Source organism: Bradyrhizobium sp. ORS 86 (assembly GCF_045571475.1).
Taxonomy (GTDB): Bacteria; Pseudomonadota; Alphaproteobacteria; order Rhizobiales; family Xanthobacteraceae; genus Bradyrhizobium.
Genome location: NZ_CP120699.1, coordinates 4,668,657 through 4,688,937 on the forward strand (window position 1 = coordinate 4,668,657; position 20,281 = coordinate 4,688,937).

General features: G+C 63.7%; 18 protein-coding genes. 10 read left to right on the forward strand and 8 right to left on the reverse strand.

Going from position 1 to position 20,281, the window contains the following annotated elements; all coding sequences use genetic code 11:
- The first annotated feature begins 54 nt into the window (after positions 1-54).
- From P6U25_RS21895 to P6U25_RS21905, 3 genes are all read left to right on the forward strand, one after another.
- On the forward strand, positions 55-1,893 hold the full coding sequence (locus tag P6U25_RS21895) for an IlvD/Edd family dehydratase (protein ID WP_407146849.1): 1,839 nt from the start codon (positions 55-57) through the stop codon (positions 1,891-1,893).
- Positions 1,894-2,020: 127 nt separating this feature from the next.
- On the forward strand, positions 2,021-2,752 hold the full coding sequence (locus tag P6U25_RS21900) for an SDR family oxidoreductase (RefSeq protein ID WP_407146850.1): 732 nt from the start codon (positions 2,021-2,023) through the stop codon (positions 2,750-2,752).
- A gap of 25 nt (positions 2,753-2,777) precedes the next feature.
- A complete protein-coding gene (locus tag P6U25_RS21905; protein ID WP_407146851.1) occupies positions 2,778-3,524 on the forward strand; it encodes an SDR family NAD(P)-dependent oxidoreductase in 747 nt (248 codons plus the stop codon).
- Positions 3,525-3,783: 259 nt separating this feature from the next.
- Here P6U25_RS21905 and P6U25_RS21910 read toward each other — a convergent pair whose 3' ends face one another.
- Entirely contained in the window at positions 3,784-4,653 is an 870-nt protein-coding gene (locus P6U25_RS21910; protein WP_407146852.1) for a LysR substrate-binding domain-containing protein, read from the reverse strand.
- A 93-nt stretch (positions 4,654-4,746) separates the two neighbouring features.
- Between P6U25_RS21910 and P6U25_RS21915 the strand changes: the two genes are divergently transcribed.
- The 4 genes from P6U25_RS21915 to P6U25_RS21930 all read left to right on the forward strand — a co-directional run bounded on the left by P6U25_RS21915 (position 4,747) and on the right by P6U25_RS21930 (position 8,368).
- Entirely contained in the window at positions 4,747-5,658 is a 912-nt protein-coding gene (locus P6U25_RS21915; RefSeq protein ID WP_407146853.1) for a DMT family transporter, read from the forward strand.
- A 95-nt stretch (positions 5,659-5,753) separates the two neighbouring features.
- Positions 5,754-6,434: a site-2 protease family protein gene (locus tag P6U25_RS21920; RefSeq protein ID WP_407146854.1), complete on the forward strand. Its 681-nt coding sequence runs from the start codon at positions 5,754-5,756 to the stop codon at positions 6,432-6,434.
- Positions 6,435-6,485: 51 nt separating this feature from the next.
- Complete coding sequence (locus P6U25_RS21925; RefSeq protein WP_407152575.1) at positions 6,486-6,896, forward strand: hypothetical protein; 411 nt, start codon at positions 6,486-6,488, stop codon at positions 6,894-6,896.
- A gap of 251 nt (positions 6,897-7,147) precedes the next feature.
- Positions 7,148-8,368 carry an ABC transporter substrate-binding protein gene (locus P6U25_RS21930; protein ID WP_407146855.1) on the forward strand — a complete coding sequence of 407 codons (1,221 nt, stop codon included), beginning with the start codon at positions 7,148-7,150 and terminating at the stop codon, positions 8,366-8,368.
- 105 nt (positions 8,369-8,473) lie between these two features.
- Here P6U25_RS21930 and P6U25_RS21935 read toward each other — a convergent pair whose 3' ends face one another.
- The 7 genes from P6U25_RS21935 to P6U25_RS21965 all read right to left on the reverse strand — a co-directional run bounded on the left by P6U25_RS21935 (position 8,474) and on the right by P6U25_RS21965 (position 15,153).
- A complete protein-coding gene (locus P6U25_RS21935; protein ID WP_407146856.1) occupies positions 8,474-9,262 on the reverse strand; it encodes a TonB family protein in 789 nt (262 codons plus the stop codon).
- 16 nt (positions 9,263-9,278) lie between these two features.
- Positions 9,279-9,749, reverse strand: coding sequence for a TonB system transport protein ExbD (gene exbD / locus P6U25_RS21940; RefSeq protein WP_407146857.1), 471 nt, complete (start codon positions 9,747-9,749; stop codon positions 9,279-9,281).
- A 3-nt stretch (positions 9,750-9,752) separates the two neighbouring features.
- Positions 9,753-10,811: a tonB-system energizer ExbB gene (gene exbB / locus P6U25_RS21945; RefSeq protein ID WP_407146858.1), complete on the reverse strand. Its 1,059-nt coding sequence runs from the start codon at positions 10,809-10,811 to the stop codon at positions 9,753-9,755.
- A gap of 2 nt (positions 10,812-10,813) precedes the next feature.
- On the reverse strand, positions 10,814-11,503 hold the full coding sequence (locus P6U25_RS21950) for a Fe2+-dependent dioxygenase (protein WP_407146859.1): 690 nt from the start codon (positions 11,501-11,503) through the stop codon (positions 10,814-10,816).
- Between the two features lie 21 nt (positions 11,504-11,524).
- Positions 11,525-14,086, reverse strand: coding sequence for a TonB-dependent receptor (locus P6U25_RS21955; RefSeq protein ID WP_407146860.1), 2,562 nt, complete (start codon positions 14,084-14,086; stop codon positions 11,525-11,527).
- A 253-nt stretch (positions 14,087-14,339) separates the two neighbouring features.
- Positions 14,340-14,579: a hypothetical protein gene (locus P6U25_RS21960; RefSeq protein WP_280979466.1), complete on the reverse strand. Its 240-nt coding sequence runs from the start codon at positions 14,577-14,579 to the stop codon at positions 14,340-14,342.
- Positions 14,580-14,691: 112 nt separating this feature from the next.
- Positions 14,692-15,153, reverse strand: coding sequence for a MarR family winged helix-turn-helix transcriptional regulator (locus tag P6U25_RS21965; RefSeq protein ID WP_407146861.1), 462 nt, complete (start codon positions 15,151-15,153; stop codon positions 14,692-14,694).
- A gap of 188 nt (positions 15,154-15,341) precedes the next feature.
- Between P6U25_RS21965 and P6U25_RS21970 the strand changes: the two genes are divergently transcribed.
- The 3 genes from P6U25_RS21970 to P6U25_RS21980 are packed head-to-tail and all read left to right on the forward strand — an operon-like array spanning position 15,342 to position 20,260.
- Positions 15,342-16,511: an efflux RND transporter periplasmic adaptor subunit gene (locus P6U25_RS21970; RefSeq protein ID WP_407146862.1), complete on the forward strand. Its 1,170-nt coding sequence runs from the start codon at positions 15,342-15,344 to the stop codon at positions 16,509-16,511.
- The gene (locus tag P6U25_RS21975) at positions 16,508-19,654 is read left to right on the forward strand and encodes a multidrug efflux RND transporter permease subunit (protein WP_407146863.1); all 3,147 of its coding nucleotides are present in this window, start codon (positions 16,508-16,510) and stop codon (positions 19,652-19,654) included. The genes P6U25_RS21970 and P6U25_RS21975 overlap by 4 nt, the downstream gene beginning before the upstream one ends.
- A gap of 57 nt (positions 19,655-19,711) precedes the next feature.
- A complete protein-coding gene (locus P6U25_RS21980) occupies positions 19,712-20,260 on the forward strand; it encodes an invasion associated locus B family protein (RefSeq protein WP_407146864.1) in 549 nt (182 codons plus the stop codon).
- Positions 20,261-20,281 lie beyond the last annotated feature (21 nt).

The window sequence follows — 20,281 nt, forward strand, 5'->3', positions numbered from 1 at the left end:
GACATCAGCGCCCTTAGAACGGGCCGATACGAGTTTGCATTGCGGGAGAAACCAATGACAAAACCCCACACCAACGGGCACAGCGCCGCAGACCAGTCCAGCAAGGGCAAAGGCCGCAAACTCCGCTCGCAGGAATGGTTCAACAACCCACACAATCCGGGCATGACGGCGCTCTATCTCGAGCGCTACCTCAATTATGGGCTGACGCGTGAGGAACTGCAGTCGGGCAAGCCGATCATCGGCATCGCCCAGACCGGCAACGATCTGTCGCCCTGCAACCGGCATCACCTCGAGCTGGCGCATCGGGTGCGCGAGGGCATCCGCGCCGCCGGCGGCATCGCGATGGAGTTCCCGACCCATCCGATCCAGGAAACCGGCAAGCGCCCGACCGCAGCGCTCGACCGTAACCTCGCCTATCTCGGCCTGGTCGAGGTGCTGTTCGGCTATCCGCTCGACGGCGTGGTGCTAACCACCGGCTGCGACAAGACCACACCGGCCTGCATGATGGCGGCAGCGACCGTCAACCTGCCCGCGATCGTGCTGTCGGGCGGGCCGATGCTGAACGGCTGGCACGAAGGCCAGCGCACCGGCTCCGGCACGGTGGTGTGGAAGGCGCGCGAGCGGCTGGCGGCGGGCGAGATCAACTATGAGCAGTTTATCGAGATCGTCGCCTCCTCCGCCCCCTCGGTCGGCCATTGCAACACCATGGGCACCGCCTCGACGATGAATTCGCTGGCGGAGGCGCTGGGCTTCTCGCTGCCGGGCTGCGCGGCGATTCCGGCGCCCTACCGTGAGCGCGGCCAGATCGCCTATGAAACCGGAAAACGCATCGTCGAGATGGTCTGGGAAGACCTCAAGCCGTCGGACTTCCTGACCCGAGAGGCGTTCGAGAACTGCATCGTGGTCAACTCCGCGATCGGCGGCTCGACCAATGCGCCGATCCACATCAATGCGCTGGCGCGCCACGTCGGCGTCGAACTGTCGATCGACGACTGGCAGAAATACGGCCACGACGTGCCGCTGCTTGTGAACATGCAGCCGGCCGGCTTCTATCTCGGCGAAGAATATCACCGCGCCGGCGGCGTGCCTTCCGTGGTCCGCGAATTGATGAAGCATAGACGCATCCATGAAGGCGCCCTCACCGTCAACGGCCGCACCATGGGCGAGAACTGCAAGGATGCGCCGGCTCCGGACGGCGACGTGATCTGGAGCTACGACAAGCCGCTGGTGCAGGACGCCGGCTTCATCGTGCTGCGCGGCAACCTGTTTGATTCCGCGATCATGAAGACCAGCGTGATCTCCACAGAATTCCGCGAGCGTTACCTCTCCAACCCGAAGAACCTCAACGCCTTCGAGGGCCGCGCCATCGTGTTCGAGGGCCCGGAGGACTATCACGAGCGGATCGAAGACCCCGCGCTCGACATCGACGAGCACTGCATCCTGTTCATCCGCGGCACCGGCCCGATCGGCTATCCCGGCGGCGCGGAGGTCGTCAACATGCAGCCGCCGGCGGCGCTGATCAAACGCGGCATCCTGTCCCTGCCCTGCATCGGCGACGGCCGGCAGTCCGGCACCTCGGGCTCGCCGTCGATCCTCAACGCCTCGCCGGAAGCGGCTGCCGACGGCGGACTCGCGATCCTGAAAACCGGCGACAAGGTCCGTATCGACCTCAACAAGGGCAGCGCCAACATCCTGATCTCAGAGGATGAGCTGCGGACGCGCCGCGCCGAGCTGAAGGCCAAGGGCGGCTTCCCGCATCCGGCGAACCAGACGCCGTGGCAGGAGCTGTACCGGCAGACCGTCGGCCAGCACGCGACCGGCGCCTGCCTCGAGCTCGCGACCCGCTACCACGACATCGCTGGCAAGGTCGGCGTGGCACGCGACAACCACTGATACCTCAATCCGTCATTGCGAGGAGCGCAGCGACGAAGCAATCCATGGCCCCCGCAGCGGATAGTGGATTGCTTCGCTTCGCGCGCAATGACGACACCAACGCCAAGACGAATTCCGGGAGAAATAAATGGCTGATCGACTGAAGGGTAAGCGCGCCGTGATCACCGCCGCCGCGGCGGGCATCGGGCGCGCATGCGCCATCGCATTCGCGCGTGAAGGCGCCACGGTGATCGCGACCGATATCAACGAAACCGGCGTGTCCACCCTGGGCAAAGAGGGCATCGCCGAAGCCGTCCGGCTCGACGTTCGCAACACCGCCGATGTCAATGCCTTCGCCAAGCGCGTTGGAAAGATCGACATCCTGCTCAATGCAGCGGGCTTCGTGCACAATGGGACCATCCTGGACTGTTCGGAAGAAGACTGGGACTTCTCCTTCGACCTCAACGTCAAGTCCATGCATCGGACCATCAAGGCGTTTCTTCCGGCGATGCTGGCGGGCGGAGGCGGTAGCATCGTCAATATCTCGTCCTGCGCCGCACTGCGGCCGCCCGCCAACCGCTATGTCTACAGCGCGTCGAAGGCGGCGGTCTCGCTGCTGACGCGCGCGGTCGCGCTCGATTTCATCACCCAGGGCATCCGCTGCAACAGCATTTGCCCCGGCACCGTGGAGACGCCATCGATGCTCGATCGCGCGGCTGCCGCGGGCCCCGACGGGCGCGAGAAGTTCGTCGCGCGCCAGAAGATGGGCCGGCTCGGCACCGCTGAGGAAATCGCGGCCATGGCGGTCTATCTTGCGAGCGACGAGGCCGCGTTCACCACCGGTGTCGACATGGTCGTCGACGGCGGCTTCATGCTCTGACGTCGACGCGATCAAGGGCTTCTACATGAACAAGATCGATCTCAACGGCCGCTGCGCCGTCGTCACCGGGGGCGCGCAGGGATTCGGCCGCGCGATCACCGAGCGCTTTGTCGCATCCGGTGCCAAGGTCGCGATCTGGGATTTCGACCAGCCGCTGGCCGACAAGACGGCGAAAGCGATCGGCGACGGCGTGATCGCGATCAAGGTCGACGTCACCGATCCCGCCGCCGTGGATGCCGCGCGCGACGCGACGCTGAAGGCGTTCGGCAGGATCGACATCCTCATCAACAATGCCGGCATCACCGGAGCCAACAAGCCGGTATGGGAAACCGATCTCGACGACTGGCGCAGGGTGATGCGGATCAATCTCGAGGGTCCCTTCATCTGCTGCAAGGCGATCGTGCCCAGCATGATCGGCCAGAAATACGGCCGCATCGTCAACATCGCCTCGATCGCCGGCAAGGAAGGCAACCCGAATGCCGCGCACTATTCGTCGTCGAAGGCCGGACTGATCGCGCTGACAAAGTCGCTGGGCAAGGAGCTCGCGCAGCACGACATCCTGGTCAATGCAGTGACGCCGGCCGCGGCGAAGACGGCAATCTTCGACCAGATGACGCAAGCGCATATCGACTTCATGCTGTCGAAGATCCCGAAGGGCCGCTTCGTGCTGGTTGAGGAACTCGCCTCGATGGTGGCATGGCTCGCTTCCGAGGATTGCGCCTTCTCGACCGGCGCGGTGTTCGACATCTCCGGCGGCCGCGCGACCTACTAGACATGAACGGATTTTGGGTCGATCGGACACAAGCCCGGCCATGACGAGACGCGATTGCCTGACCGCCACAGGCGCGCGCAACCAAAAAAGTCGAAAACAACCCCATGCAAAGGAGCTGGCGGTTGCCGGCTTCGACAAGGCAACTTGACACGTCGGGCAAATCAGGGATACATTTCCAATATTCCGAAATTGCGCACGCGCCTCCGCCCTGCCCGCAAGCGGGAGGGGGGACGCCGTTCCGACGCGGCAGATACCTGTTCTAACTCGCTCGCTTCGCCGGCTGCCGAAGCGCGGCGACGAGATGATCAGCCAACAGTGATGCCGCACGCGACAGGTTTTGCGCGCGGTGCAGCCGGATCTCCGCCCGCGGCAGCGGCGGAAGACCGTCGCGTGCGCTCAGCCGTCGCAGCGTCGGCGGAAACGTGCCCGACTTCACCACGGTCACGGCGAGGCCCTGCGCCGCGATCGCCTCGACCGCGGACAGACTATGGCTGACGAAGGCGAGCCGCCACGGCCGGTTCGCTTGGTCGAGCGCCTGCATCGCCCAGCTCCGGAACAGGCAACCCTGCGGATAGAGCGCGACCGGGAGCGGGTCGCGCTGCTCAACACGATGCTCTGCGCTCGCGGCCCACACCGCCTGCTCGGTTCTCAGCAACTCACCCTCGCCGCGCCCTTCCGGATGCATGGCGATGACGAGGTCGTAAGCATCTCCGAGCCGGTCCGTCATCGATGACGTCAGGCCGGTTTCCATCTCGACATGGATCAGCGGGTAATTGGCGACAAAGCCCGCAAGCAGCGGCGGGACGATCAATGAGCCGTAGTCGTCCATCACCCCGAGGCGAACGCGCCCATCCATTCTGTGCGCGCGCACCCGGCCGACGGCCTCATCATTCAGGCTGAGAATGCGCCTTGCGTGGCCGAGCAATCCCTCTCCGGCTGCGCTCAGGTCGACATTGGACGTGGTGCGGTGAAACAGCTCCGCCTGCAGCCGCTCCTCGAGCCGCTTCACCTGCATGCTGATGGCTGATTGCGTCCGGTTCAGCGCCGAGGCTGCGCGGGTGAAGGACCGATGGTCCGCCACCGCGACAAAAGCGCGTAGGAGATCGGGATCGAGAATTGGAGTGCTCATAACAGTCTGTGATTTATCCCATCAGATATATTCCATTCCATGATTATGGCCCCAGCCCTAGATTGCGCAAGCAAAACGGAAGGATCGAACGGAATGGGCGAGGCTTGGGGAGTCCTGGCGGCGGTGCTGTCGAGTGCGCTCGGCGGCACGTCGATCGGGGCGACGCGCTTTCTGGTCGGGTTCATCGATCCGCTGGCGATCGGTTCGTTCCGGTTCGGCATTGGCATGCTGCTGCTGCTTCCACTGGCTCTGTCACAGCTCCGGGCCTGGCCGCCGCGGCGTGACTGGCCTGGGGTCGCGGCCCTCGGCCTGTTGTTCTTCGCGGCGTTTCCGATCCTGTTCAACGCATCGCTGATCTTCACCACGGCGGCGCGCGGCGCGCTGGCGCTCTCCACGCTGCCCTTGCTCACGATGCTGGTCGGCGCCGCGCTCGGCAGCGAGCCGCTCAGCGCCCGGAAGACTGCCGGCGTCCTGGTCACGATCCTCGGAGTTGCGCTCGCCCTGCTCTCCGGGCTTGCGATGGCGCCGGCAGGTGCCTGGCGCGGTGACCTTCTGATGGTCGCCGCCGCGCTTTGCATGGCGCTCTACAGCATCTGGTCCAAACCCTTCATCCGCCGCTCCGGCCCGATTGTCTTTACCACGCTGGCGATGGCAGCCGGCGCCGCGTTCCTCGTCGCGGCGTCGCTGGTTCGCGGCAGCTTCGCACCGGTCGCGGATTTCGGCGCAGCGCAATGGTTCGGCGCAATCTATCTCGGCGCCTTCGGCGCCGCCCTGACCTTCTACCTCTGGTCATTCGCGCTGGAACGGACAACCCCGACCCGCGTCGCGATCTCCGTCACGGTCAATCCCATCGCTGCCTCGCTCGTCGGCGCCGCATTCCTCGGCGAACCGCTGCGCTGGAACGTGGTGGCCGGGATCGTGACCGTCTTCGCCGGCATCTGGATCGCCACCACCGAGCCGCGCCCGCCGCAGGTGGACGCCGCCGTCGCCCCGGATACGCGCTGACCCCGGGGAACCCGCCACCGCTCGGCCAGCACAGGCGTTGGCAAATTCGTGCTAGCCTGACGGTTCGGTCCCTCGCGAACCAAGGCGGAGCGCATTTGAACATCTCTCTTTATGGCATCTCCGTCTGGGTGCTTCCGCTCATCATCGCCATCACCTTCCACGAGGCCGCGCACGGCTTCGTGGCGCACCGGCTCGGCGACAACACCGCCTGGCAGCTCGGCCGCGTCACCTTCAACCCGCTCAAGCACATCGATCCGTTCGGCACGCTGATCTTGCCGGCCGTGCTGCTCATGGCACAATCGCCGTTCCTGTTCGGTTATGCGAAGCCGGTGCCGGTGAACTTCCGCAAGCTCAACCATCCGAAGCTCGACATGGTGTGGGTGGCGTTGGCAGGTCCGATCACCAACATCATCCTTGCGATCGCGGCCGCGCTGGCGTTTCACGCGCTGCCTTTCGTGCCGGCGAACGCCGCGCAATGGACTGCAGACAATCTGAAAAACGCGTTCCTGATCAACATTGTGCTCGCGATCTTCAACATGATGCCGATTCCGCCGCTGGACGGCGGCCGGGTCGCGGTTGGGCTGCTGCCGCGTCCGCTGGCGATCCCGCTGGCGCGGCTGGAGCCGTTCGGCATGCTGATCCTGATCGGGCTTCTGATCCTGCTGCCCATGATCGGCGCCCGCCTCGGCCTAAATCTTGATGTTATTTCCGCGATACTGCGAACACTGACCGGATATGTAATCCAGGCCCTTCTCCTTATAACCGGGAACACATAGTTTGATTTTGGGCAGGAACGCTTCGAGGCCATGGTGATCAAAGCTGCCGATATGCTGATTGCACGACGTGCCGATACGCGTGCGCGTGCCGACTTTGCAACCTGGAAGATGATGGCCAAGCTGAACGGCACGTCCGCCCTGCCGCCGGAAGCGCAGAATTTCCTGGTCACCTACAAGAAGCTTCTGGACCAGATGGACGATGCCAAGGCCAGCGAAGCCACCATTCAGCTAATGTACCGGACCTATTATGCCGAGATGGGCGGGGCCGGCGCGGCTCCCGAGGTTCCAGCCCGCACGCGCGAACCGGTCGCCGACAGCGGAAACGTCACCGCCTTCCGCCGCCTTCCGGCCAAGCCGAAGCAAAGCGCATCCGGCCCGAACGCTCAGCGTCCGCTGCCGGTCGCGCTGATCTTCGGCTGCCTCGTCGTGGTCTACGTCGCGATCCGCTATTATTGGCGTTAGCACCGACGCGAACCGGCATCCGCTTCGCTCGACAACCCTCACCCGACAGCGCTCCAACAAACAACCGCGAGGCGGTCGCGTTCATGCGCGCGGGCGCGCTCGCTCCCGCTTCGCGTCGATCCATCGCCGGCCTGGCTCATTCGCCGCGACATGGAATATCGCGCGTGCTCGATTGGGTCGCACGACCTAGGCGACATCATTGCGGCCGGGCATAATGAGGAACTCAAAAACAAAATCATACTGGAGGAAAGATGAAGCGATCCATTGCAGCCCTTGCGGTGACCACGAGTCTGATGATCACCGGCAGCGCGCTGGCCCAGACCATGGACAAGATCGTCAAGGTCGGTGCGCTCGGCGATCAGTCCGGTCTCTATCAGGATATCGGCGGACCCGGCTCGACAGTGGCGGCGCAGATGGCGATCGAGGATTCCGGGCTGCTGGCAAAGGGCTGGAAGATCGACCTGATCTCGGCCGATCACCAGAACAAGCCCGACGTCGCCGTCAACATCGGCAAGCAGTGGATCGACGTCGACAAGGTCGACGTGTTCGTGGACCTCGCGGCCTCCAACGTGGGGCTCGCGATCGCCAACCTCTCCAAGGAGAAGAACGTCGTCAACCTGAACTCCGGCTCGGGCTCCTCCGATCTCACCGGCTCACAGTGCACGCCTAATACGGTGCACTGGCCCTACGACACCTATATGCTCGCCAACGGAACCGGCAAGGCGCTGGTGAAATCCGGCGGCGAAAGCTGGTTCTTCATCACCGCGGACTATGCGTTCGGCCAGGCACTGGAGCGTGACACCAGTGCGGCCGTCGCCGCAAGCGGCGGCAAGGTGCTCGGAAGCGTCAAGCATCCGCTCAACACTGCCGACTTCTCGTCCTTCCTGCTGCAAGCCCAGAGTTCGAAGGCGAAGGTCATCGGCCTTGCCAATGCCGGCGGCGACACCACCAACGCGATCAAGCAGGCGGCCGAATTCGGTATCGTCTCAGGCGGTCAGAAGCTTGCGGGCATGCTGATGTTCATCACCGACGTGCACGCGCTCGGCCTCAACATCGCGCAGGGTCTGAACTTCACGGAAAGCTTCTACTGGGACATGAACGACCAGACCCGCGCCTTCTCGAAGCGCTTCATGGAACGATTCAAGAAGAACCCACCGACCATGGTGCAGGCCGGCGTCTACGCGTCGCTGATCCATTACTTCAAGGCGCTGGAGGCGCTCGGCGGCAATCCGCACGATGGTCGCATGGTGGTCGCCAAGATGAAGGAACTACCCACCGACGATCCCCTGTTCGGCAAGGGCTCGATCCGCGCCGATGGCCGCAAGATCCACCCGGCCTATCTGTTCGAGGTGAAGAAGCCCTCGGAATCGAAGTATCCGTGGGACTATTACAAGCTGGTCGCGACCATCCCTGCGGAGGATGCCTTCCTGCCGCTCGACAAGAGCGCCTGCCCGCTGGTGAAGAAGAACTGATTGGTTCGCGCGACATGTACGGCGGATGGACACCATCCGCCTTCTCCGCGACATACCCCGGTCACGGCTTGTGGAACGGTCCGCGTTCCCGGAGCCGTGAATGCGTCAGCCTTTGCCCTTGACGCGGAAGATCACCGGGAGCGTGAAGCTGAGGCCCTCGTCGGCAACCAGCGGCGGCGGTGCCGGAACTGGATCTGAGCGTTTAATCATCGAAAGCGCCGCCTGATCGAACGCAGCGTCGCCCGATCCCTTCTCGATCGCCATGTCGAGGACATGGCCGAGCCGGTCGAGCGTAAAGCGGACATAGATTTCGGCCGACTTAAGCGCACGGTCGGTGGGATACTTCTTGTGCTTGTCGAGATGCGCCATCAGGCGCTTCTGCCAGGTTTCGCGTGCGTGCCGCAGGGCGTTGCCATTGCCGATGACCGGTGCCACCGAGCGCGGCGCTTCGGGCGCGGCTTCCACGGTCGGCATCGCCGTCGCCTCGGCGGCGACCGACTCCTGCGATGCCGCGGTCTGGACGGCGGCAACCTTCTGCTCTTCTTCGGTTGGCTTCTTGTTGTCGTTCTCGGTCACCACCCGATCGGCGTCTTCGGTCTCGGTCGGCGTGTCCTTCGGCAGATCGGTCTCCTTGACCTCGGCCTTTTGTTCGTTGACCTGCGGCGAGGCCACCGACGCATCCGCATCCGGACCCGCCGGCAAATCGGTGACCTCACGATTGGGTGCTGCCAGTTCGACCCCGACCTCGATTGCCGACACACCGGAGACATCCTCCGGCTCTTCCTCCTGCAGATTGGTCAGGGCAAGCGCCGCCCCGCCGACGTGCAGCACAAGGGCGATCACCGCGGCCGAGACCCACAGCGTTTGGGACGGCTTCTGTTCGAGATCGGACATCGGCGTCAGGCCTTCGTCATGGGTTCGGTGTCGTCGGCGCGCCCTGTGCCGCCGCCGCCGCATCCGGAACCCCTTCCAACGCGACCAGCTTGACCTTGGAATAACCGCCCTTGCGCAGGAACTCCAGGACATCCATCAGTTCGCCGTAGGGGACCGCCCGGTCGGCGCGCACGAAGATGTACTTGTCCTTGCTCATGTCAGGAATAGCGTCGAGCGCGCTCACCAGATCGACCCGCTTGACGAATGTTTCCCCGATCGCCAGCGACAGGTCCGGTTTGATGCTGACATAGGTCGGCTTGTCAGGCTTCTTGGTCGGCGTCGCGGTCGAGGTCGGCAGATCGATCGGCAGATCCACGGTCGAGAGCGGCGCCGCCACCATGAAGATGATCAGCAGCACCAGCATCACGTCGATGAACGGCGTGACGTTGATCTCGTGCGACTCCGCGAAATCGTCGTCGGTATCGTTCTCTGCGACTGAGAAAGCCATCGCCTACTCCGCCGCCGCAGCGCGCGCGTGCGAACCTTGCGGCAGGCTGCCATGGGTGCGGTCGAGATCGCGTGACAGCAGCCGTGCCGCGGCGCCCGAGGCGCGGCTGACGAGCTCGAGGTAGGTCTTCGTCACGCGCGAGAAATGGTTGTAGATGATGACCGCGGGGATCGCCGCGACCAGGCCGATCGCGGTGGCGAGCAGCGCCTCGGCAATGCCCGGCGCCACCACGGCGAGGTTCGTGGTCTGCGACTTCGAAATGCCGATGAAGCTGTTCATGATGCCCCAGACCGTGCCGAACAGGCCGACGAAGGGCGACGTCGCGCCGATGGTCGCGAGCAGGCCCATGCCGAGCCGGATCCGGCGAGCCTCTGCCCGGACGATCTCGGAGAAGCTGGACGCGGCGCGTTCCTTGATGCCGCTGTCGCTGGAGATGCCGGCCGACAGCCGGCCCTCGCGCATCGCGGCCGCGATGAAGGACGACAGCACATTGCCCTTGGCACCGAGCGCGAACTGCGCTTCCGCCAGCGAGCGCGCTTCGCTGATCTTGGCGAGCGCAGCCCGCAGCTTGCCTTGGGCCACGGTGAGCTCGATCATCTTAGCGATGAACACCGTCCAGGTGACCAGTGAAGCGAAGGCCAGACCGATCATCACTGCCTTCACGATGATGTCGGCGTTCATGAACATGGTCCACGGCGACAATTCGTGCAGACCGGTGGCGGTCGTTTTCAGCGACTTGGTCTCGCCGCCCGCCGCCGCGGGCGACGATGCACCGGTTGCCGGCGATTCCGACGTCTGCGCTGGGGCAGCGGCCGGCGCCGGGGCGGCGGGTGCCGGCGCGGCCTGCGCTTGCGGAACCGTTGGGGCCGGCTGAGCCAGCGGCGCGGGCTGCTCCGTCACGGCGGCTGGCGGCTGTGCCGCCGGTGCCGCCTGAGGCCTGACCGCGGGCGCAGCCTGCGCGGCAGGCGCCGCCTGCTGTTGCGCCGACGCCGGCGCAGCGAGCATCAACATTGCCAGCGAGGCGACCATGGCGGATGCAGCACGGAACAAGGATGTCTTCATCGTTACACTTCAGCCCAGTGGCGGATCAGGTTGTGATAAATGCCGGTCAATTTGACCGTTTCAGGGTCGTCGCGCCCCAGCCGTTCCACCAGGGCCTGTATCGCCGTATCGAGATCAAAGATCAGGCTGCGCGCGTGCGCATCCCGTACCATGCTCTGCAACCAGAAAAAAGACGCCACCCGCGTCCCCCTGGTGACGGGCGTGACCAGATGCAGGCTGGACGCAGGATAAAGGACCAGATCGCCCGCCGGCAACTTGATTTCATGCGAGCCGTAGAGGTCTTCGATGACGAGCTCGCCGCCGTCGTAATCTTCCGGCTCCGATAAAAACAGCGTGACCGACAGGTCGGTGCGGATCCGCATGCCGGTCAACCGGTCGCCACGCACCGCATTGTCGACGTGCAGGCCGAAATGATGCCCGTCGCTTGCGGCGTAGCGATTGAACAAGGGTGGAAAGATTCTAAGCGGGATCGCCGCCGAGATGAAGCGCGGGCTCGCCGACAGCGCAGTCAGAATCCGGTTGCCGAGTTGCCGCGCGACCTCGCTGTCGGGCGGCAGTTGCTGGTTGCGCTTCACCAGCGCGGAGGCCGCCCCGGCCGTCGAGCGGCCGTCTTCCCAGTCGCCGGCATCCATGATGCGGCGGAAGTCCGCCACATCCGATTTGCTCAAAACATTGGGGACACAGACCAGCATCTCGACGCTTCGAAGCCTCTCTCAGTAACGCGCTGAAACAACCAGATACGCGGCGCGTCCCGGCGCTTCCAGGACGAACGGTGCCGCACTCTGATACAGAGCGTCGTAGTAGCGCTTGTCGAAGATGTTGTTGACGAACAGCTTCACCGTCCAGTTCTTGTCGATCTTTGCTTCGGCAAAGGCGTCGAAGCGCCAATAGCTCGGGATCGACGTGCCCTGGTTGGCGGCGAGCAGCGTGCCACCATACACCTTCGAGCGATACACGGCCTGCCCGCCGATCTCCCAGACGTCGGTGAGCTGGTACTTCGTGAGCATGCTGAACGACTGATGCGCGACGTTGGCGAGCGGCAGCCCGATGTTGCTGGCGTACAGTATCCTGTTGGCCGGCGGTGCCAGCGACTGCGTCACCTCCGACTGCATCAACACGAGGCCGCCGAACACGCTCCACTTGTCTGTAATCTTGCCGCCGACGCCGAGATCGATGCCGCGGATGCGGTAAGCGGCGCCTGCTGTAATGCAGGACACATTGCCGGTCGTTCCCGCGGGATAGACACATCCCGGGATCGCGGCGGCTGCGGTCGCGCTAGCGACATTCTGCGCTTCGCGCGCGTTCTCCTTCTCGGTCTGGAACAAGGCTGCCGTCACCAGCAGATGGCGGTCGAACAGCTCCCACTTGGTGCCGATCTCGATGGCCGTGTTCTTTTCCGGCCCGAAGATCTGATTGTTGCCGCCGTTGAGAACCGGATTGATACCGCCATAGGCGGTGCTGGTGCCGTCGAACTCGGCGCCGACAGGGTTGGACGACGTCGCATAGGCCGCATAGACGCTACCGTTCGGCAGCGGCTTCAAGGTGAGCCCCAGGTTAAAGTTCGGCATCCCGAAGTCAGCCGACTGCCGGCCGATGGTGCCATTCGTCGCGTATCCGGACGTGTTGATGTTGTAATCGTCGTAACGGATGCCGCCATTGAGGATGACGAAGTCGTTGTAGTTGGCGGTATCCATGACGTACCCGCTCACGGTATCGATACCGATCTTGGTCGGCCTGCCATTGAGAGTTGGGCCGGTCGGGAACGGGATATTCGTGTATTGCGGATAAAAGACGCTGACGCCCGCCAGCGAGCCGGTGCCGTTGAAGGATGTCGGCCCCGTCGTCAGCTCCGACCGAAGTCCTGAATAGCTGTCGATCGAAGACCGCTCGTTGTCGTACTCGACGCCTGCCGTCGTCGTATGCTGGAACCCAAGGCCGTCGACCGACTTGTAGGTCGCTTCGGTCTGGTTCGCGAATACGTCGGTAATCTGGAGCCGGCTCTGCGGATTCGCAGTTAGCGTGTACGCGGTGAACGGAGCGCCAGGAGCCAGCGTCGGCGATTCAGGCAGAGTGCCGATATAGTTCTGGGTCGAACGCGATTCCCGTATCTTGTTGCTGATCACGAGGTCCGGCGTGACCTGGACCTCTGCGTTGATCGTGCCGATATCCTGCCCGGTCCTGAAGAAGTCGCGATTGACGAAGCCGTAGAAGTTGTTGCGGTTGACGCCAAAATCCGGGAACGGTCCGCCGGCCGTGCTGGCGGTGCTCGGCCGATAATAGGGCACGCCGAAATCCGGGATGCCGGTGAGCTCGGTATGGATGTAATTGCCGGTGATCTTCACCGCATCGATCGGCTTCCACGTTCCAGCGACAAATGCGCCGTCGCGATTGTCGGTGACATAGCTGCGTCCGGCGACGCCGGCATCTTGGAACAGACCGCCGGCGCGGATCGCCAGCGTCGGGCTGATCACCTGGTTGACATCGAGGGTCACCCGCTTGGTACGATCGGTGCCGAACGTGGTGTCCATGTTGTAGAAGCTGTTCTGCGTCGTCGCCTGCTTGGTGACGATGTTGATCGCGCCGCCGGTGGTGCCGCGTCCCGCAAAGGACGAGCCGGGCCCACGCAGGATCTCGACCTGCTCGGTGAAGAAGTTCTCGCGGACGCTGACGCCGGCGTCACGCACGCCGTCGATGAAGATATCGTTGCGCGCGTCGAAGCCGCGGATGAAGAAGCGGTCGCCGAAGGCATTGCCGCCCTCGCCGGTGCCGAGTGTCACGCCGGCCGTGCTCAGGATCGCAGATTTCAGCGAGGTTGCATTCTTGTCTTCGAGCACGTCCTTGGTCAGCACGGTGACCGACTTCGGCGTGTTCAAGATCGGCTCGGGAAATTTCCCGGATTCCTGCAAGCGGTCGCCTTTGTACGGCGCGGCCGGATCGGCGTAGGGATCGCGGTCGGCGGAAAGACCGCCGGCGTTGGAAAACGGCACCGGCGCCTGCTGCGCCTGCTGATTGCGCCGCGCCGCACGGCGCAGTGCCGTGCGGGCGCGGACCTGATCGGGCGTCGGTTTGGACGTCGCAGGACGCGGGCGAGCGACCGGGGCATCGACCGTCACCGGCGGGAGGTTAGACTGCTGCGCTTCGGCACCCGAAAAGGATGCCACGGCGATCAGACCTGCGACCGCCGACACCTTCGTACCCGAATAGCTCGCACCATCGTCGATCGAACCGAGCGCCGCGTCAAAGCGCAGCGACCTTGGTGCCTTTGCATTGCTCATTCCACACGCCCCCGAAATCAAGTTCGTCCACGAGTCCGAATTGCGACGAACTGTCTCCTCGGTTACTGAGCGTGAATTTTCGGGTCAATGCGATCGCAGCAACAACGCTCTTGAATCGCCCCAATTCAAAGCGATTCTAATCTGCGGTCTGAAATCGTTCTAAATCCAGATTTTTAAGCGTTCTAATAATCGTTCTAATAAGTACGAAGATACTGTTGGTTGACGGCGTTGCCCGCACCGGAGGCACGCAACATCAATCCGTGCTTGGCGGCTTCATCAGCGAAAACAGCTCATCGACGGTGCGTTGCGCGACCTGCCGCACACGCTCGGTATTGTCCATGCCGGCGATGTTGACGCCGTTGACTACGGCTTTGATCTCGTCGCGGAAGTCGGTGAGGAAGCGCAGGGGGTCACGCTGCTCGTTGGCAACCCGCGCGATCAGCCCCGTGATCAGGATCTGACACGCCATCATGCGCCCGTTCAATTCGTCCATCGCGGCCCTCCCCGTCTCACATCATCGACGCGCGATATGAACGACATCGCCCGGCGTTTCAACCGGCGCATGGCCCGCGGCGAACGAGTTGGCCGACGAACGCGGCGACAGGCTATTTCGCGGCGATGGTCTCCGGTCCGTCGCCGAGAGCCTTGATGCGATCCTTGACCGAGCGGAGCGTCGCCAGTCCGCTTTCTACATGCGCGTCCGACACACCGCGCAGCACGTCACTTGCGATCGCATCGCGCAGACTGTCGAGATCGTCCACGAGTTGACGTCCACGCCTGGTCAAGAACAAGCGATTGGCGCGCCGATCCTTTGGATCTGGCCGCCGTTCGAGCAGGCCGTGCTCAACCAGGCGATCGAGCAGCCGCACCAGCGAGATCGGCTGCAACTCGAGCACGTCGGCAAGATCGACCTGCGACAGTCCCTCCTGCTCGCGCAGACGGAAGAGCACGATCCATTGCGCGCGGGTTGTGCCACGTGCCTTGGCGCGGTGATCAATGTAGTTGCGGAGCAGTCGCGAGCTCTCGACAAGCTGTGCAATAAATTGGCGTTTGAGATCGGTCGACATCGTATTTCCCGGTCGGGACGTTTCCGTTTGTTTCTGACCTAAATCTTTCCAAATGTTTAGGATTCTCAAGTCGTAGTGTGTTTACACATTAAGTGCACGCATATTATATCCGCAAGCTCTGGGAACGGTTTCCATGACCCCCTATTGTTCGTCCGACCCAAGATTGTCCGTCGAAAGCAAGAGCGAGCATGTCCAAGTCACGCGCAATTGGTTGGGTTTTGCTGATCGCCGCGATAGGCGCAGCGGGCTACTTTGGCTGGCAGAAATATCAGGGCAACAAGCTGGCGGCTGAGGCCGCGCAGAAGCGCGCTGCCGCGCGCCCGGCGGTCCCGGTCAAGATTGCACCGGTCGAGAAGGCGGATTTCCCGGTCTACCTGACCGGTCTCGGCACCGTGCAAGCCTTCAACACAGTTCAGGTCCGCACCCGGATCGACGGCCAGATCACCAACATCCACTTCAGGGAAGGCCAGTTCGTCAAGGCGGGCGACACGCTGGTCGATATTGATGCGCGGCCGTATCAGGCAGCGCTTGACCAGGCCAAGGCGAAGAAGGCGCAAGACGAGGCCAATCTCGCCAATGCCAATCTGGACCTGCAGCGCTACACCAGGCTCGGCGAATTCGCCACCCGCCAGCAGACCGACACGCAGCGTTCCACGGTCGCTCAGTTGACTGCGCAGATTGCGGCCGACGATGCCGCCATCTTCAACGCACAGACCCAGGTGGACTACGCAACGGTGAAGTCTCCAATCGACGGCATCGTTGGGCTCCGACTGGTCGATATCGGCAACATCGTCAATGCCGCGACCCAGACCGCGATCGTGTCGATCACGCAGATCGAGCCGATCGCGGTGATTTTCACCGCACCCGAAGACCAGCTACCCGACATCCAGGCCGCGCTGGCCGAGGCGCCGCCGAAGACGATCGCCCTGTCCACCGACGGCAAGCGCCCGTTGTCGACGGGAACGCTGGCGCTGATCAACAACCAAGTCGACACCACCAGCGGAACAATTCGGCTGAAGGCGGTGTTCGACAACAAGGACCATGCGCTGTGGCCGGGCCAGTCGGTCTCGACCCGGCTGCTGGTCCGAACCTTGAAAGGTGCAACCGTCGTCCCGGATGATGCAGTGCAACACGGCACCGACGGCCTTTATGCATTTTCGGTGAATCAGGACAACAAGGCCGAGCTCCGCAAGATCAAGGTCAGCCAGTCGATCGACGGCAAATCGGTGGTCGACGAAGGCCTGTCGCCAGGCCAGCAGGTGATCGTTGCGGGCCAGTACAAGGTGTCACCGGGGACTCTGGTGACGACCGCGGTGGCCAGCTCGGACCAGGCTCACTCGAAGGTTAAGGACGAATGAGCGACGGAATTTCCGCACCATTCATTCGCTACCCCATCGGCACCTCGCTGCTGATGGCCGGCATCCTCTTTGTCGGTCTCGTCGCCTATCCGTTGCTGCCGGTGGCGCCGCTGCCGCAGGTCGACTTCCCGACCATCCAGATCACCGCGAGCTTGCCGGGCGCCAGTCCTGAGACGATGGCAACCTCGGTCGCCCAGCCGCTGGAGCGCCAGTTCGCCCAGATCCCGGGCATCGCCCAGATGACCTCGACGAGTTATCTCGGCACCGCGTCGGTCACGATCCAGTTCGATCTCAACCGCAGCATCGACGGCGCCGCCAATGACGTGCAGGGTGCGATTAACGCGGCAAGCGGCCAGTTGCCCAAGACCCTCCCCTCGCCGCCGACCTATCGCAAGGTGAATCCAGCGGACGCGCCGATCATGCTGCTGTCGGCGACCTCGGACACGCTGCCGCTGACCACGGTCAGCGACTCCGTCGACGCCCAGCTTGCTCAGCAGATCAGCCAGATTTCCGGCGTCGCGCAGGTCATCATCGGCGGGCAGCAGAAGCCATCGGTGCGCGTCCAGATCGATCCGGCCAAGCTGGTCGCGAAAGGGCTGTCGCTGGAAGACGTCCGCACCGCGATCGCAAACTCCACCGTCGACAGTCCCAAGGGCAATATCGACGGCGTCAGTCGCGCCTACACGATCTATGCCAACGACCAGTTACTCAAGGCAGACCCTTGGAACGACGTCATAATCGCTTACCGCAACGGCGGGCCGCTGCGGATCCGTGACATCGGTCAGGCGGTCGACGGGCCCGAAGACGCCAAGCAGGCCGCCTGGGCGAACGGCAAGCGCGGCGTGTTCCTTGTCATCTTCAAGCAGCCGGGCGCCAACGTCATCGACACCGTCGACAAGATCAAAGAGGCGTTGCCACGCCTGGTCGCGGCGATCCCGCCAGCGATCAAGATCGACGTGATCAGCGACCGCACCACGACGATCCGCGCCGCGGTCGAGGACGTTCAGTTCACCTTGCTCCTGACGATCTTCCTGGTCGTGATGGTGATCTTCATATTCCTGCGCAGCTTCTGGGCGACCGTGATCCCCGCGGTGACGGTGCCGCTTGCCCTGCTCGGCGCCTGCGCGCTGATGTGGATTTTCGGCTACACGCTCGACAACCTGTCACTGATGGCGCTGACGATCGCGGTCGGCTTCGTGGTCGACGACGCCATCGTGATGCTGGAGAACATCAGCCGCTACATCGAGGACGGCGAAAGACCATTGGCCGCCGCCTTCAAGGGGTCGAGCGAGATCGGCTTCACCATCGTCTCGATCAGCGTCTCGCTGGTCGCGGTGCTGATCCCGCTGCTTCTGATGGGCGGCATCATCGGCCGCCTGTTCCGCGAATTCGCGGTCGTGTTGGCGATGACGATCTTCGTTTCGATGTTCGTGTCGCTGACCTTGACCCCGATGATGGCGTCGCGCTTCCTGCGCGCCCACAGCGAGGAGCGGCACGGCCGCTTCTATCAGCTCAGCGAGCGCGGTTTCGTTGCGATGCTGCGCGGCTATGAACGCGGGCTCAACCTCGCACTACGCTGGAAGTTCACGACATTGATGATCTTCTTCGCCACGCTGGCGTTGTCGGTCTACCTGTTCGTCATCATCCCGAAAGGCTTCTTCCCGCAGCAGGACGTCGGCCTGATCACCGCGACCTCGGAAGCCAACCAGGACATTTCCTTCGCCGACATGAAGCGAAAGCAGGAGGCGCTCGGCAAGATCATCCTGGAAGATCCCGCCGTGGCGTCCGTGGCGATGGCGATCGGCGGCAGCGGCCGGGCCGGCAACAACGGCAACCTGTTCATCACGCTGAAACCGCTGAAGGATCGCGATGCGAACGCCCAGCAGATCATCGCCCGCCTGCGGCCGAAGCTTGAAAAGGTCGAGGGCGCCCGGCTGTTCATGCAGGCCGCACAGGACGTCCGCCTCGGCGGGCGGCCGACCCGCACCCAGTTCGAATTCACGCTGCAGGACGCCAACCTCGCCGAGCTGAACGAATGGGCGCCCAAGATCCTGACCAAGATGCAGACGCTGCCCGAGCTGCGCGATGTCGCGACCGACCAGCAGACCAAGGGCACCACGGTCGAGCTGCAGATCAACCGCGACACCGCCTCGCGCTACGGCATCCAGCCGCAACTGATCGACGACACGCTCTATGATGCCTTCGGCCAGCGTCAGGTGACGCAGTATTTCACCCAGCTCAACAGCTACCACGTCATCCTCGAGGTGCTGCCGGAGTTGCAGGGCGCGATCGACACGCTGAACAAGATCTACGTCAAGTCGCCACTGACTGGCGACCAGGTGCCGCTGTCGACCTTCGCGAAATGGACCAGCGTACCAGTGCGGCCGCTCTCGATCAGCCACCAGGGCCAATTCCCGGCGATCACCATCTCGTTCAACCTGGCGCAGGGCGTCGCGCTCGGCCAGGCGACTGAGGCCGTGCAGAGGGCGATGGTCGAGCTCGGCGCGCCGCCGACCCTGAGCTCGAGCTTCCAGGGCACCGCGCAGGCGTTCCAGCAGTCGCTGTCGACCGTGCCACTGCTGATCCTCGCCGCGCTCGTGGTGGTCTACCTGATCCTCGGCATTCTCTACGAGAGCTACATCCACCCGATCACGATTCTGTCGACGCTGCCGTCGGCCGGTGTCGGCGCGCTGGCGATCCTGATGGCGGCCGGCTTCGACTTCTCGCTGATCGCGCTGATCGGCATCATCCTGCTGATCGGCATCGTGAAGAAGAACGGCATCATGATGGTCGACTTCGCCATCGCCGCCGAGCGCGACGATCATCTGGAGCCGGAAGCGGCGATCCGTCAGGCTGCCCTGCTTCGCTTCCGTCCGATCATGATGACGACGATGGCCGCACTGCTCGGCGGCGTGCCGCTGATGCTCGGCACCGGCACCGGCTCGGAAATCCGCCAGCCGCTCGGCTATGCCATGGTTGGCGGCCTGATCGTCAGCCAGGCGCTGACGCTGTTCACCACGCCCGTGGTCTATCTCTACCTTGACCGGGTCTCCAACGCCTTCGCGAATTGGGGCCGCTCGCAGCGGCCGGGCGATGACACCGACGACCGCAGGGACGGATCAGTCAAGGAAGCTGCCGAGTGACTTGACTTTGCGCGTCCACCGGCACATCCGAAAGGCGTTCAGTTCGGAGCCGCTGCCGTGAAGGTTGTCACAAAGTCGCTGTTGGTCGTGCTTACCCTGTTCGGCATTGTCGGGTTTAGCCATGCCCAACCTTCCAAGGGCAAGAACGCGCCGGCCCCGGCTCCCGTCGCACCCCATGCCGACGCCGCGCCTTCGAACAATCCCGGCTGGGTCGCACGCTGCACCAGCGCAAGCCGCGACGCGCCGCTCGAATGCGCGATGGAGCAGACGGCCGTGCTCAGCAAGACCGGCCAGCTCGTCGTGCTGGTCAATATTCGCGTGCCGGGCGACACCCGCACTCCCGTCGCGCTGATCCAGCTACCGCTCGGGCTCAACCTGCCGGGCGGCGCCAGGCTGCAGATCGACGATGGCAAGAGCGCCGACGTGGCGATCCAGACCTGCGAGGCGCGCGGCTGCTACGTCAACACGCCGATCGCCGCCGACATCCTGAACGCGCTGAGATCGGGCAAGCAGCTCAAGATCTCGTTCCAGAATCTCGCCAAGGAAACCATCACCATACCGATGCCGCTCAATGACTTCGCGGCGGTGTACGACAAGATCAAGTAAGCAGACTGGCACCTGCGCCAC